The 15,027-nt window shown below is 49.6% G+C and carries 14 protein-coding genes; 2 read left to right on the top strand and 12 right to left on the bottom strand.

The genetic code is table 11. The annotated features are described in order from the left end of the window. Positions 1-14: 14 nt before the first annotated feature. A complete protein-coding gene (locus HYX70_01970) occupies positions 15-425 on the bottom strand; it encodes an NUDIX hydrolase (protein ID MBI2798048.1) in 411 nt (136 codons plus the stop codon). A gap of 534 nt (positions 426-959) precedes the next feature. Between HYX70_01970 and HYX70_01965 the strand changes: the two genes are divergently transcribed. Further along, entirely contained in the window at positions 960-2,462 is a 1,503-nt protein-coding gene (locus HYX70_01965) for a TldD/PmbA family protein (protein ID MBI2798047.1), read from the top strand. Further along, the gene (locus HYX70_01960; protein MBI2798046.1) at positions 2,462-3,754 is read left to right on the top strand and encodes a hypothetical protein; all 1,293 of its coding nucleotides are present in this window, start codon (positions 2,462-2,464) and stop codon (positions 3,752-3,754) included. The genes HYX70_01965 and HYX70_01960 overlap by 1 nt, the downstream gene beginning before the upstream one ends. A gap of 63 nt (positions 3,755-3,817) precedes the next feature. Here HYX70_01960 and cfa read toward each other — a convergent pair whose 3' ends face one another. The 11 genes from cfa to HYX70_01905 form a co-directional block, all read right to left on the bottom strand. After that, positions 3,818-5,035 (bottom strand): cyclopropane fatty acyl phospholipid synthase, encoded by a 1,218-nt coding sequence (cfa, locus tag HYX70_01955; GenBank protein ID MBI2798045.1) that lies wholly within the window; start codon positions 5,033-5,035, stop codon positions 3,818-3,820. An 82-nt stretch (positions 5,036-5,117) separates the two neighbouring features. Beyond that, positions 5,118-5,645 carry a sterol desaturase family protein gene (locus HYX70_01950; GenBank protein ID MBI2798044.1) on the bottom strand — a complete coding sequence of 176 codons (528 nt, stop codon included), beginning with the start codon at positions 5,643-5,645 and terminating at the stop codon, positions 5,118-5,120. Positions 5,646-6,143: 498 nt separating this feature from the next. Continuing rightward, positions 6,144-7,835, bottom strand: coding sequence for an AarF/ABC1/UbiB kinase family protein (locus HYX70_01945; protein ID MBI2798043.1), 1,692 nt, complete (start codon positions 7,833-7,835; stop codon positions 6,144-6,146). Beyond that, entirely contained in the window at positions 7,819-8,709 is an 891-nt protein-coding gene (locus tag HYX70_01940) for a class I SAM-dependent methyltransferase (GenBank protein ID MBI2798042.1), read from the bottom strand. The genes HYX70_01945 and HYX70_01940 overlap by 17 nt, the downstream gene beginning before the upstream one ends. 151 nt (positions 8,710-8,860) lie before the next feature. Beyond that, positions 8,861-10,033 (bottom strand): FAD-dependent oxidoreductase, encoded by a 1,173-nt coding sequence (locus HYX70_01935; GenBank protein MBI2798041.1) that lies wholly within the window; start codon positions 10,031-10,033, stop codon positions 8,861-8,863. A gap of 1 nt (position 10,034) precedes the next feature. Next, entirely contained in the window at positions 10,035-11,687 is a 1,653-nt protein-coding gene (locus tag HYX70_01930) for an FAD-binding oxidoreductase (GenBank protein MBI2798040.1), read from the bottom strand. Positions 11,688-11,691: 4 nt separating this feature from the next. Beyond that, on the bottom strand, positions 11,692-12,066 hold the full coding sequence (locus HYX70_01925) for a hypothetical protein (protein ID MBI2798039.1): 375 nt from the start codon (positions 12,064-12,066) through the stop codon (positions 11,692-11,694). 211 nt (positions 12,067-12,277) lie between these two features. Beyond that, positions 12,278-12,913: an isoprenylcysteine carboxylmethyltransferase family protein gene (locus HYX70_01920; protein ID MBI2798038.1), complete on the bottom strand. Its 636-nt coding sequence runs from the start codon at positions 12,911-12,913 to the stop codon at positions 12,278-12,280. Further along, positions 12,913-13,662, bottom strand: coding sequence for an ABC transporter ATP-binding protein (locus HYX70_01915; protein ID MBI2798037.1), 750 nt, complete (start codon positions 13,660-13,662; stop codon positions 12,913-12,915). The genes HYX70_01920 and HYX70_01915 overlap by 1 nt, the downstream gene beginning before the upstream one ends. Then, a complete protein-coding gene (locus HYX70_01910) occupies positions 13,659-14,756 on the bottom strand; it encodes an ABC transporter permease (protein ID MBI2798036.1) in 1,098 nt (365 codons plus the stop codon). Before HYX70_01910 ends, HYX70_01915 begins: the two co-directional genes overlap by 4 nt. A gap of 8 nt (positions 14,757-14,764) precedes the next feature. Continuing rightward, entirely contained in the window at positions 14,765-15,025 is a 261-nt protein-coding gene (locus HYX70_01905) for a DUF2933 domain-containing protein (protein MBI2798035.1), read from the bottom strand. Positions 15,026-15,027: the final 2 nt, after the last annotated feature.

Genomic DNA, 15,027 nt, shown 5'->3' with positions numbered 1-15,027 from the left:
AAGTAGATTATAGGTTACAACCCTTCGGCTTTCCAGATTTTGGGCTGTGTGCGCAGCCAGCGCAGGCCGTGTCCAATTTGTTCGTCAGTGTACTTATCAAAAAAATCAGTCATGCTCATCCAGGCTAATTGCTCGGCCTCGGCTGGGTCAAGCTTGGTTGGTTTGCCTAAAGGTTCGCAAATCACAAAGTTCAATCTAACCCCAACGTCTGGCAGGTCGCGTTTGGTTAGCAGCTTTTTGGCTTTAACTTTCATACCCACCTCTTCCATGGCCTCGCGCTCAGCGGTTTGGAACAAGCTTTCGCCTGGCTCTACAGTGCCCGAAGCAAAGGCCCAGGCGCCCGGCAGAACCTTTTTTTGCTTACTGCGCTGCACAAACAAGCATTTGCCGTCGCGCACCACCACATAGACTGCGTGATCTTCCATAGCTTTTAGTATAGCAAAAGCTTGCGCTGCAGATAAAACAGGCCTATAATCGGCCTGTCATCGCTCCGCCTACGGAAAGGAGAAGCCATGAGCGCAAGGCGACAGCCCTCCACCGGGGAGGGCGGCCTGAAAGGGCACCATGCGTACTTGGTATCTACTTCGGCGGGAGGATAAGGACGTTGTCTGGATCGTAGATGTCCCTTGGTGGGCGCCTCCGGTCCATATTGCGCTGTTACGGCTGGATGTGGCTACCCACCATTGGCTCTGTGGGGACCGCTGGCCCGGATGGGTCTGGCGGCTCCCTGGAGCTAATGGTCTGTACCATCTATTCTTCAGCCATCCTTTCCGCCGTAAGGCTACTCAGTTTCTTCAGGACTTCCCGGTTTCACCCGAAGAAGCAGCAGTACTTCGGGCCTTGGATCCTGAGTAGCACGATGACGACGGCCGGAGCGGGGTGCTCGCAAGAGCTCCCTGCGCCGGCCACGTCGTTTTAAATTGGTTTTCATATCTGTTGATCAGCTGTATAATGAACTTATGAGCAAATTATTGCGCGAGTATGATGAAGTTATTGAGGCGGTCATGGCCCAGGCTAAAAGCACCGGGCACTACGCCGTTATGCGCTTGCACCGCAAAGATTTTTACAATGTAGTATTTAAAAACGGTGCTATCGACAAACTAAGCATTGATGGCGATGTCGGCACCGGCATTTACGTGTTTACCAAATCGGGCCATGTAGCTTTTGGCTCTAGCAACGATCTTAGTCGAGAAAGTGTATTAGCCTTGGCCGCCGATCTTGCCAAGATAGCCGATGCCAATGAGGCAGCCGGTTTGGCCACAGCCGAGCAAGTTTACGAACTGGGTCCCCAAGAAAACCTTGGCCAAGACAAACTACACTACCAAACCTACGATGTCGCTCAGCTCGACCCTGCACTGATTGCTACCAATCTTGGTAAGTTCGAAGGTTTTGCTAAATCAATCGACCCCGGGGCTAGTACACTGCTGCAGTTCCATGCCGATATCGATACTTGGCGGGTAGTCCGTAGCGACGGCACCGATGTAGATTGGTGCGTGCCCAAAAGTCGCATGTACCTAACGCTCACAATTAAGAGTAAGAGCGGCACCGCCAGTGGACGCATACGCCTCATCGACAACTCACCCGAGCTAATGTTTGGCTCTATAGAACAACACAAAAAAGATGTTGGGGAACTGGTAGAACAAATGCGCAGTCAACTCGGTGCGCCGAGCATAGCAGCGGGTCATTATCCAATTTTGGTCGATGCTGATTTGGGCGGAATGGTAGCTCACGAAGCCTTGGGCCACCCAGCCGAATCGGATCTCGTGGCTAGTGGCGGTAGTGCGTTAGGTAATGAACAGAAAAAATTCATTGCTGGCACTATGGTTGCCGCTAAAGACGTAACAATCGAGGACCACGAAGATGAGCTGGCCCACGGCTTCCACCCCTACGGAGCCTTTGGCAATGCTCGCCAGCCAGTTACGATTATTAAAGATGGGGTTTTGAGTGAGTCGATTAGCGATGTGTTTACCGCCAGTAAAACTGGAGTAACCAATAAGAACTGCGAACGAAGCGAAGGCTATTATGCGCCGGCCATTCCACGCATGAGCAATACCTTTGTGAACATGACTAAGCTACAAGAGCTAGCCAACCCCGACCAAAAGGACTTGCTCGATCCAGAGACTCTGCAAGTAGAGCTCAAGAATGATGGCTTCTTTGCTAAACATCCCAAGGTAGTTTTGCTCCGTCAAATGACTGGTGGCGCCGTTAGTACCGCAACTGGCGACTTTATGTTTGGCACAGGGTTTGTTTATGAACTGAGCGAGCAAGGGGTGACTGCTTACAAGCCAGTTTCGTTCTCAGGTAATGTAGTAGAGGCGCTTAAGTCGCTAGAGTTTGGACTGGGCAAAGTACAAAAGAATGTAGCTGGTTTTTGTGGTAAATCTGAACAAGTTGCCCATGTAAACACCGGCGGCAATCAATTAATGTTTTTTGCACCAACTAATCAGGTGAGTATAGCCTAATGAGTTTTGCAGACAGCTTCGACCAACTACTAACCAAGCTCGATCGTGACGCTGAAGTTAAGGATTGGCAGCTATTTGCTCACCAAAACACCTCTCTCAAAGCTGGATTCTTACAAGATCAGCTTGGTATGATTTACCGCCCAATTCAAGAACATCACAATAGTGGTATTCAGTATTTGGTAGTTTTGCAGGATGGTCGAGTGGCGCAAGGCAATGCTAGCCCGGAGCGGCTCAAAGATATCAACCAGTTAGCTGTGTTTATTAAAAACTCGGCCACTAAATTGGCCACTGAGGCCCAGTTGGCACCCGTACAGTCCGCATTTAAGCCAACAAAGCTGGCAGACCAAGAGGTTATAGACATTATTGAAAGCCAGCCAGAAAAAATTACCGAGCTTGCCAAGAACTTCATGCAGACTCAGCTAAGTTATGGCCTTGATAACATTGAGGGGGAGGTAGAACTCAAGCATGCACGGCAAAGATTTGCAGGCTCTCAAGGTCTAGATATGAAATCTTCAGAAACACTTAATGAGTTTGGGGTGGAATACAATACTGAGATCGGAGCGAGCGAACGCGCCAATGGATTGGTGGATCAAACCGAACTCAGCAAGCTCCAGACGATTGCAGAGTATGCCAACGCCTTGCGAGGAGCCAAGGCCGAGATAAAATCCGGCACTTATCCGGTAGTATTTGAGCCTTATGGTGGCTTTGGCCTACTAGACTGTTATATTTTTAACAACATCCGTGGGGTATCAGTCGAGGCTGGCGTTACAAGATTTGATGCCCAAGACTTCAAGAAGCGTAAAAAAATAGCCAAAGATGACTTTAATTTGAGCGTTGACCAAACCATAGCAATGAAACCCGAGAGCTTTAACTTCACCAGCGAAGGTGTAGTGGCCCAAAAGTTCGATGTGATAAAAAATGGCTGCTTAACAGATCCAATCTGCAATTTGCAGTCGGCCAAGCAACTGGGCGTGCCACCTAGAGCCCTGGGGTCGCTTTCGAGAGCACAGATTGCTGCACAGAGTCTTGAAGATTACACCAAAAAGAACCCTAAGTTCATTTTATTACTTACACCCATGGGGATTCACACACTTAACGAAGTGATTGGCACCTACTCCCTGCCAGTGCCATCGGCACTTTATTTTGAAAATGGCAGCATTGTAGGCGCGGTAAACTGTGTAATTACTGGTGACTTTTTTGCTAAGCTTATGGATCCACAAACTAATTTTGTGCAGCTAGAAGCTTATCAAAAACCATCTCTTACATTTGAAACCGATGTAACAATTAAGTAGCTCGGCCAAGGGGGTGGGTCCACAGACCCACCCCCCTCAACCTAAAACCGAACTGCTTGGGGCTCAGGCTGCGTCAGCGAAAATCTCGTCGCGAACGCTCTTGTAGCCCCCGGGCATGCCGTCCTTGCTGAACACATACTGGAACAGCTGCTTTCGCCGCGCCCGGAACATGCCGGCACACTGCAGCAGGTAGTACTCCTGCTTGCGGTGTTCTCGCTCGCTGTACTTGTCGTGGTCGAGCTGTGAACGAGCCTTCTCGTAGTTGTCATGCCAGCTCATGAGCGTGGGGTCGTAGTGGGCACTGAAGTTGTGCAAGTCCTCCAGGTGGAGAATGCCCTCATGCGCCGCCGCGATCTGGCCGTTGCTGGGAATGACTCCCCCGGGGAAGATGTAGCGGTCGATCCATGGATCGCCCGCCTGAGTAGGGATTTCGTTGCCGATGGTGTGCAACAGCATGAGCCCGTTGTCGGCCAGGAGCTTGTTGGAGTCCTCGAAGAACTGGCGGTAGTTCTTGGGCCCAACATGCTCGAACATGCCTACGCTCACAATCCGATCGAAGCGCTGACGTCGCCGGCTGCGAGCAAAGCTGTGCGAATCGGTTTGCACCACACGCACGTTGCCCACACCTTCGTTCTTGATCCGGGCGTTGATGTAGGCAACTTGTTCTTCGGCCGGTGTAATGCCTACAACGGTGACGTTGTAGTGCTCAACGGCGTAGAACAAGAAGCTGCCCCACCCACAACCAATATCGAGAACGGTCATGGGCTTGCCGCTGCCCTTTCGAGGCAACTTGAGTTTCTGGCAAATCAGCTCGAGTTTGGCCCGCTGAGCCTCATCGAGCGTCATGCCCTCGCGGTACCAGTAGCCGCAGCTGTAAGCCATGGTTGGCCCCAGCATTGGCTCGTACAGGTCGTTGCCGATGTCATAGTGAGCCTTGGCGTTGGCTGCGGCTCGGCGACCGGCCTGCAGGTTCAGCAAGTGGTAGCGGGCGATCAGCCACAGCGAGGGCAAGTTGCGGCTTACCCGATCTTGGATGTTCGCCCTCAAAACCCGGCTGAACATCTCGGACAGATCCTCACAATCCCACCAGCCATCCATGTAGGCCTCACCCAGACCAAGGGATCCAGCGCTGAAGACCCGTTCGTACAGGTCTTCGTTGTGGACCACGATGTCCCAGGGCTGAGCAGGGGTGCGGGAACCAGGCCAGATCAATTTGACCCCGGTGCCACGTAGCAGCTTTTCGGCACGCTTGCGGAACTTCATTTGGCGTTCGGTTGTCATCCTGTCATTCCTTTTTGGTTTGTTCGGGTTTTTTGGCTTTTGCCTGGGCAATAGTATAACATTTTTCTATCTGTTGTACAGCTTAAGCATGTTTTGGTTTGGTAAAGGTTGGTAGGGCTTTTTGTGGCTGGGTTTCCTGGTAGGTTCCAAACAATCTGTCCATGAAAAAGAAATTAATGCCGTAGTTTACGGGCGCATAGTGGTGAATATCGTGCAGTTTAACTAACTTTTTGTACCAAGCAAAGCGCTGGAGCCAGGTGCGTTGCAAATGAAAGCTCTTATGAAACTTGCTAACCACAAAGGTGGCGTACAGCAAACCACCAGCTATCATTAGTAAGCTGTATTTGGGTGGAAACAACACATAAGCCAAGGCCATCAAAATTAGTGCCAACACATACCAGCTCCACGAGTTAGCGCTCTGATATTTCTGCTTTGCCGGCCTCAGAGCCTCAACTGGATAATCTTCTTGATGATGCACGATGTGACGAGCCCGTACCGACTCTCCTAGCCAACCTTGATGCTCGGCAAAACGGTGCCAAAAGTAACCACCCACCTCCACAAATAGAGGGCCAATAAATGTAAAACTAATAATTTGTAGCAAAATTGTCATAACTTTATTTTAACCTGATCAAGCGTTTAAACAAATGTTTGTTTACGCAAAAATGTTATATCTGCTGAAATGTACATAAACTTTTCTGTACATGCAAGCAACAGCAATATTCCACCGTGGCAAGACATTCGGGTATGGCAGCTTTCACTCTGTTTCTGCCCCATATAGTCTGGTGGCTAAAATGGTTCGCAACCAGACCGGTTGTGCTTTTTTTGTAAAATCATATGAAGATGGAACACACAGCCCGGCTGTGTTTGCACAGTGTCACATTTTGGCCAAATAAAAACCGCTCTAAATATTTGATCGTGTGAACCAGTAAACGGAATAATAGATAGGAATTATGCCAGTCATGTAGTTCACTAATTGCAAAGAAGCCCAGTATTACTAAGGCGTAGATAGTGCCCGGTAAAATGGGCGATCATAAGCCATAAGACAACAATCAACACGCTTGGCTGTAGCTGTTCCATCGATAGTTCATTATCACGAGCTGCTTTCGTATTAGCTTCTCCTTATCCACCAAAGCATAACTACTAAAAGTACAAGACCAAAAATCCCGGGCGAAAAGTGCAGATTAACAATACTGGCCTGTATTAGATAGCTTATGCCGGCCGCGATGATTACGACCAGTAGTACCGTTGTAGCTAGTCGCTTAGAACCTTCGGCGCTAATACTTTTTTGAAGGCTTTTCAGTTCTGATTGGTTGACTCGCACGCTTATCTCGCCGCTAGCCAGCCGCTCAAGCAATGTGCCGACCAGCTGCGGCAAAGACCTGGCAAAGTAGGCCAGCGACAAGCTTTGACTGCTAATTAGACGTTTCAGTTTCGCCGGATTCAGTTCTGCCTTGATGATACTTTGGGCGTAAGGCTTAAGCTGGACGGCGATATCAAACTCTGGATCAAGCGATCGTCCCATGGCTTCGGTGGTGAGCAGAGCCTTACCAAGATAAGCAAAAGATGACGGAAAATAAACCTGGTGTCTGCGGCCACTTTCGATAATGCGATAAAAGGTATTCGCCAGGTTTACTTTTTTGAGCTTGATACCATACCACTCGTGCAAAATGTCGTCAATATCGTGCTCTAGCGACGGCAGATCGGTAGCTTCTTTGGTATCGGCCAAGCACAGTAAATGACTGATGGCCGACTCGGAATCCTGATCGAGAAAACTTATAAAAAATGAAGCCAACCCCAGCCGGTCTTTGAGTGTCAGACGGCCGGCCATACCGTAGTCTATAAAGGCAAAAACTCCGTGCGGCAGTGCAAAATAGTTACCGGGGTGCGGATCGGCATGAAAAAACCCTTCAACAAATACCTGCTTGAGCAACGCCTTAACGCCGTTCTGAGCTAAAACCGTTTTATCAATGCCGGCTTTTGCCAGCGCCCTGTCGTTATCCAGCCGTACCCCCTCTATTAGTTCCATGGTTAGCACCCGCGACGAAGAATAATCCGCGAACACTGCCGCTACTTTAACAGTGGGATCACCCTCGAACATCAGCGCAAAACGTTTGGCATGGATCGCCTCTGTTGTAAAATCCAGTTCGCGAGCAATAGTATCAGCGAATTCGTCCACCAGGCCAGACAGACGATAGGCTCGCCACTCCGGCTGCCGTTTTTCGGCCTGACCAGCTAGCTTGGTCAAAATTCTAATATCCTTTTGGATAAGCTTCTTGATACCGGGGCGCTGAATTTTAACCGCTACACGCGTCCCGTCAGGCAACACTGCCTTGTGCACCTGCGCCAGTGAGCCGGCCGCCAATGATTGGTGCTCAAATTCCTTGAACAGTTGGCTGATTGGCTGGCCTAGCTCCGCCTCAATGACAGCCTTAGCTTCTTCGTATGGTACTGGCGGTACCTGGCTGGTGAGTTTAGACAGCTCGGTGGCAACATCTGATGGTACAATATCTGGGCGTAGACTCAAAACCTGACCCAGTTTTACAAAAGTTGGACCTAGCTTAATGAGCGCCAGTCGCAGCCGGACGGGCAGTTCGGCGGCGCTGGGCTGACGCACCCAATGCCCGCGGCAGAATTTGACAAAACACCTAATCCGACATTCTAGCGTTACCGCCCAGGAAAGATTCAACTTACTCACCAAAAACGCAAAACCTTCTTCAAAAAGAGTCGAAGCAATAACACGCAAGCGGTTTAAATCACTGGCGGTTTTTCGGCCTAAGAAATCGTTAACTGACACTTTCATAACCTCCTGACTTACCGCGACATAAAACCACTTGCCACAACTTTACATTTAGCGCCCGAAAGACGTCGGCGCCGGCCAACAGGCAGTATCGCCACATACGGTAGAGCCGTTCGTCATAAGTTTTCTCAAGGTTAGACCAGGCTGACTCTAACCGATGATGCCAAGCTCGAAGTGCCGTATCGTAGCCCACACCAAAATTATGCCGGTCTTCGATGGCGGACATCTTCTCAACGACAGTTGCCAAATTGTGCCTTCCAGGAATTATGCCGCCAGGGAAAGTGTAGCGTTCAATCCACGGATCAACTTCAGAGGTTTTAAGGTTGTAGCCAATAGTATGCAGCAGAAGCACCTTAGCCGGTTTCATGACCCTGTCCACAACTTTCATGAGCGCAGTGTAATTACTGGTTCTAGCATGTTCGACCATACCGAGTGAAACAACATGGTCAAAACTACCCGAAGCCTGCCGATAGTCTTGGAGGACAAAAGTCACAGGCAAATGTTTGAGCTTGCGGCAGTCGGGAGTTACCTGCTCCTTCGACACAGTCATAACAGTTACACGAGCACCGTGTTTTTCGGCAACATAGCCGCCAAAACTGACTTTGTTTGTTAAGTTGACACTTACGTACAACGCCAGGGTAGGCCATAAAGCGCGGTGCCCAACATGATTTTTTATAAGCCTAAAAATCAGATCGTTAATGCGTTCGCTATCCCACCAGCCGTCCGTGTAGGCCTCGCCAAAGCCCAGGGATCTGTAGAGCAACACTCGGTAATACAAGCGTTCATCATGTACCTGGATGTCATGAGACCGATTGCCGTTAATTTGAATTCTGGTCGGTGCTAGTAGTTTCTCAATTTGCTGGCAAGCTAAACACATCTGTTCATCACCCTTCTTTCAACAGGCCAGTAGCATAGTCTGAAAAACACGAATACCGGCGGCGTGGCCAGTAAATCCAACTCTTTTAAGAAGACCCCGAAGACATAAGCCAAGCGAGTATCAGCTGGCCGGCTCAAGAAATATTTTGGAGTTAGCGACATATCGGACATGATTCCTCCAGATCAAAACCGTACCTCCAGGTAGTCAGGGCTTTCTTAAGTGGTAAGAATCTTAGGTAAAGCCGCAGGTCAGCCAAGCGACGCAGCAGCCAGCCTGGGCGACCATAGATTTTAGTCCTACCCCAAAGCACCGCAGACCAACCTGGCCCAGCCGGGATAGCATAGATCGGCTTGGCCGGCTGGTAAGGCAGCCGTGTTTTGTGCTTCAGTTGCCGTTTGAGATTGGTGGTTACAAGGTTAGCGTCGTGAATGGCGGTTTGAGCCATGCCACTAAACTGGGTCGCGGCACTATCACCAATCACATATACCCCCGGCATAGCCTCCAGGTATTCGTTAACCACCACCTTGCCGCTCTTATCAAGCTTGAATGCGTTGGGGTTTTGGGCAAAAAATGGATTATTGGCTATGCCGGCTGTCCAGATAACCGTATGCGACTCAATATCGCCCCGGAGCAGTTTTATCTGGTCGGCGGACTCACTTTTTACCAGTGTTTTCAGGTGCAACTTTACTCTCAGGCGCTGCAATCGTCGCTCGATCTGGTTGGTAAAGCTTTCTGGCAAACTGGGTAGCACACGCGGACTGGCCTCAACCAGATCGACACTAAATTTTGTATTAATACCATGGCGACGGCGCACATGATTAAGATAGCCAACCAGTTCACCTGCCAGCTCAACACCGGTGGCTCCGCCGCCAATGACTACGTAGCTACGCTCAGCGCGGTGCCCAGCAACCAAATCCTCGTGCAGGTGGCGTTTTAGCTCCAAAGCTTCTTGGATCGTTTTGATGCCGTAAGAGTAATCGCGCAAGCCCTTGATGCCAAAGTACTGTGTCACCGCCCCCGTAGCCAAAATCAGGGCGTCATACCGAAAGACTGATCCGGACTTGCCGGTCACAGACTTTTTTTGGTGATCTAGGCTCACGATTTCGTCCTCAACCACTTCAAGATTGTTGTCACTGGCAAAGAAGTCGGCCAACGGTATGGCAACTTCGAGTGGCGAGCGCCCGGTAGCCGAACGATAAAGAGCAGGGTGATACTCAAAGTAGCTCTGTTTGGAAACAAGGGTAACATCAAACCCCGGCCGCCTAGCCAAATTGAGAGCCGCCCGCACTCCGCCGAAGCCACCGCCAACAATTACAACCTTCACGTTAAAACCTCCTGCGCATATGAGCCTCGGAGTATTCCCAGGCCGCATCTGTTTTCTTATGTGGATTAAAAATATTGTGCGGGTCAAAAAGCTGTTTAACGGACTTGAACAGCGACATCATCTCTGGCTTATACATACGCGGCAGGAATGGTCCGCGTATTAAGCCGTCGTTGTGTTCGCCAGACAAAGACCCGCCGTAGTGAAGTACTAAGTCGGTAACCTCCTTCAGTACTTTTGGGATCTTGTCTCGCTCCCGCTTATCCGCCAGATCCATCAGCGGAATGATGTGAAAATTGCCATCGCCCATGTGTCCAGCAATAGTGTAAAGCAGTTTGTAGCGCTCCAGAATTTCTATCAGCCGCGGCAAAAACTCCGGCAAGCAAGCCGGCGGCACAACCAAATCATCAATAAACGGCGCGGTGTGTTTGCGCTTAATGTTTTTACGCAGCAGGTTAAAGCTTTCGCGGCGCATAATCCAGAATTTTTCTTCGTGGCGGCGATCCTCGGCCGCTTGGCTATCGATATTATAGGCCGTCAGACGATTGGCTACCGAGCGTAATTTCGTGTCAATTTGGGCTTGAGTTTTACCCTCAAATTCGATCAGCAAGATGACCTTGGGCAGATGAAATATATGACGCAGCAGCTTTCCAAGCACTGGGATAAAACTCAGTCCCAACCAGATAAACCGCCGCCAGCCCAGGGTTTTGCGAAAGCTCAGAAAAAATCTAAAGGCAAATTTTAAGGTGTGGTCATCAAAAGATTCCAGGCTGGTTGGCCGTAACTCCAACAGCGAGTTAATAACTTCGCCTAGTCGCTCCAGTGATGGCAAAAAGGCGACTTGCATGCCCGAAAGAGGCTGAGACGGCACCAGCTTAAGGGTAGCTTCGGTTATAAGACCCAGCGTGCCTTGCGAGCCGGTAATGAGCTTGGTTAAATCGAAAGTTTTGCCGTCCCAGACATCCCACAGGTTGTAGCCGGTCGAGTTTTTACTAACCCGAGGTTTGGATGCGGACAAGAGTTCGGCATGGGTCGTTACCATTTTATGCACGCTTCTGAAAATATCCCCTTCGAGACCTGGCTCGGCTAGCTTTTTTTGCAGCTCAACCCCACCTAGCGGCTTAATAGTGTGCTCCTTGCCGTCGTGTAGAACAATTTTAACTTCCGAAACATAGCGGTCAGTCTTGCCATAGGTTAAAGATTTCTCACCGCCGGCATTGTTGGCTACCATGCCGCCGACCATGCAAATCTCACGTGATGCCGGATATGAAGGCATTAGCAAGCCACGCGCCAGCGTCACCGGCTCCAAATCGTGATAGTAAACACCTGGTTGGGTTAATATTTTACTCCCTTGCACATTACCAAAGTGGTTCATATAACGTTCAAACGCCACAATAATTGAATCATTAATAGCACCGCCAGACATATCCGTGCCGCCACTGCGGGCGGTTAGAGACAATGAGGGGTCGGCGGTTTTATGGCGGTTAACAAATTCCACCAGTTGGCAAACATCGCGGGCGTTTTTCGGGAAGACCACCAGGCGCGGCCTAACTTCAAACAAGCTAGTGTCGTGACTATAAAAGCTGAGGGTTTTTTGGCCGGCCTCCACATCTCCCTTGATAATCTTTTTGAGTGAATCGGCGTGATCGAGCGCCATACGTTTACGTGGCCTTTCGTGACTGACTTGGCGCGGCGTGGTAAACTGCTAAGGCTACGATACCAAGATGAAATATGGTTTCTGAAGTCCAAATTCCTTGGGCGATAATTACGCCCACAATCCATAGTCCAGCCCAAAGACCAACCAGGCGCGGCCACTTACCGCTGAGGATGAGCACAAACAAGACCAAATCATTCACACCGATCAATTTTACAAACAAGGCGGGGTCAATGAGTTGGGGTAACATTGGTAATTTGGCGACCAATTCCCTAAACTCACCGGGAGCCACAAACGCTTGTACAGCACTTGAGAGAAAGATTAGACCAAAGCCCAAACGAAATAGTAATTTTTTTTGCATAGCGCGTTTCATGTTGCTCACTTTCTTATTTCTTGTTTATATATTTCCAAAGCGCGACTATGCCTAGAACCAACAGCGCAATAACCAGCACGTAAGTTAGCCAAGCGAACAGCATCATGCCACCGTTGCTGCTGCCACTCATCATGTTATAGTCCATCATTACTAAATCCTCCTTCATTCATTTTATACCCAAGCGTTAGCGTTTCATAGGGTTCTCCTTGCCCCCGGGTTGTTACGCTGCGCTGCGACCTCCCGGCCAAAAAGCTGATACCGAAGCCGCGTAAGTTTTATAGACCCTACCAAACTGACTAAGCATTTCTTTCTCCTCAGTTTTAGCTAATTTGTCATACATATACACGAGTAGCGGAAACAAAATAAGCGTCGGGATAGTCGGCCATTGTAGCAAGAAGCCGATCATTATAAGGACGAATCCAACGTACTGCGGATGGCGCACCTTAGCGTACAAGCCTGTTGTGGCTAGCATGCCAGCTCGCTGGGCTTTGTACAGAACGCTCCAAGCTGAAGCCAATATCCAGAAACCACCAAAAATAGCGGTAATGCTGAGGATGTGCAACAAATTAAGATGGGGGTCGCCAGGCAGGTTAAAAACCGTCTGCCACAAATGCCCCATGTTGTGCGAATACAGATCCATGCCGGGAAAGCGGCTACTCAGCCAGCCCGAAAGCAGGTAGATGGTCAACGGAAAGCCATACATCTCGGTAAACAGCGCCAATATGAAAGCCGAGAACGCCCCGAGCGAGCGCCAATCACGCTTAGTTCTAGGCTTGGTGAAACTAAACGCAAAGATAACGAATATAGCTGCGTTGAGAATCACCAGCCACCATAAATTATAAGCCTGCGATTCCATTAGCTTTCGCCTTTCTGGGCTCCACGAAGCCCTGCTGCTGTGTGCATGCGGCAGTGCCGGTTATGCTGGCCTGCTTCTTCGCGCACCAACTTTCCATCTTCGATAGTTATAACCCGCTTGGCAACAGCCTTAAGTCGTTCGTCGTGACTCACTATAATCACAGCGCGGTTTTCGCGGCAAGCGATCTCACACAACATAACCATAACATTGACCCCCGTTTTTTTATCTAGATTAGCAGTCGGCTCATCGGCCAGAATAACTTTGGGATCATTGGCCAGTGCCCGGGCAACGGCCACCCGCTGCTTCTCGCCACCGGACAAGTCTTTAGGTAAATTACGTAACTGCGAACCAAGCCCGAGCTTTTCTAGCGAAGCGCGCGCTTTGCACCTGGCTTGCTTTTGAGACAAGCCGGCAACCAACAAAGGCAGCATCACGTTTTTCTCGGCGCTAAGCGCCGAGAGCAAATTAAACGATTGGAATATAAACCCAAATTCTTTCAGCCTCAGATCAGCTAACTGGCCAGGCTTCAGCGAGCCCAGGCCTTGACCCTCCACCCGTACATCGCCGTCTGTCGGACTCATCAGCGCACCGACCATTGAAATAAGCGTAGTCTTACCAGAACCCGAAGGCCCCATGATTAGTACGATGTCACCCGGCTTAATTTGCAGTGACACGTTTTGCACGGCCTTAACAGCCGTATGGCCGCTACCGAATATTTTACTGATATTTTTAACGCTTACGATACTCATGACCGAAATACCTCCGCCGGATCAATTTGATTCAGCCGCCGCAGCGGAATGTACGAAGATGCGATCGCTATCACCACCGTTATCCCAAATATCCAGGCTATGTCTAAAGGCCGCAGCTGAGTCACAAACTGTGGAACAGCGCTAACGATTAACGGGTTTAAGGCATAGGCCAGAGCAGCTCCCAATATAAAACCCAGCGTTGCCGCAATTAACGCTTGTTCGATCACAACGGCATATAGCTGACGGTTTTTCAGCCCGATGGCTTTTAAAACGCCGTACTCTTTGGCTTTTTCGATGGTAGACGTGAATATGGTCAGACCAATAACCGCCAAGCCGATCAGTGCTCCAAGTACGACCAGGGCGCCGAAGACCGGCGTAACGATATCTCTAATTAGGTTTATGTTAACCTGCACGAAGTGATCCTTGATATGGGCATTGACGCCGGGGATTTGACTGTTGATCGCGGCTTGAACTTTTTGCACATCAGCACCTGGAGTTACAGAGACCAGCCAATAGTTTGTGGTGGTTGGCAAGGCGTATACCGCGCTGGCATCAGTTTTATTTATAAACGCAAATGAAGTGCTTAATATAAAAGTGCCTTCGGATAAACCAACAACCTTTAATTTTTTGTCCGCGAATGTAATACTGTCGCCAATCTTGATCTTGTTGGACTTAGCGACAATACGGTCAATAACAATCTCGCCGCTGCCCGGAGTCGTCTGGCCTTCACCGACCTTCAGCGGTTTCCCGGCGTCAGTCGAAGAATCGTAGGCAATCATGTAAAACGCCAGGTCTTTGCCATTTACATTTGTCGTTATGTTTTGCATGCCGAATGGACGAGCACTAGCTACGCCATCAATTTTTTCTAGCCGTTCCCCTAGTGTCGGCGGCAAAAAAGACGGATCCATGATATTCCCAGTGTTGGCACTGGCCACCCACAAGTCCGTTGACACTAACCCGAGATACTGACCGAGAATATTGCTAAAACCCGCATTCAGGCCTTGTAACATTATCATCAGCAACACGCTGAAGGCTACGCCACCTACGCTTATGGCCAGTCGGGTTTTTTCTTGGAACAGGTTTTTTCTTGCCAACAGAAACATTATTTGCCCCCCTCGTGTCCTTGGTGGGGTGGTTTTGCGCTTGGATTGTTGCGCGACGCAGACGATGAATCTTCTAGACCTTTGCCATGCCCACCGTGCATCCCCATATGGAGTAGCAAGAATGCCAACAACAGAACTACTGGCAGAGCTGAGCGGACATGGGCATTATGCTCGGTTATGAGATAGTAGGCCGCTATAATGCTTAAAATCACGAATGGTACGGCTACTTTTGGCTGTTTGTAGAGTGTTTTTATCCGCATGG

It is taken from the genome of Candidatus Saccharibacteria bacterium (assembly GCA_016191105.1).
Lineage (GTDB): Bacteria > Patescibacteriota > Saccharimonadia > CAILAD01 > BJGX01 > JACPPH01.
This window is presented reverse-complemented; position numbering and strand designations above follow the sequence as displayed.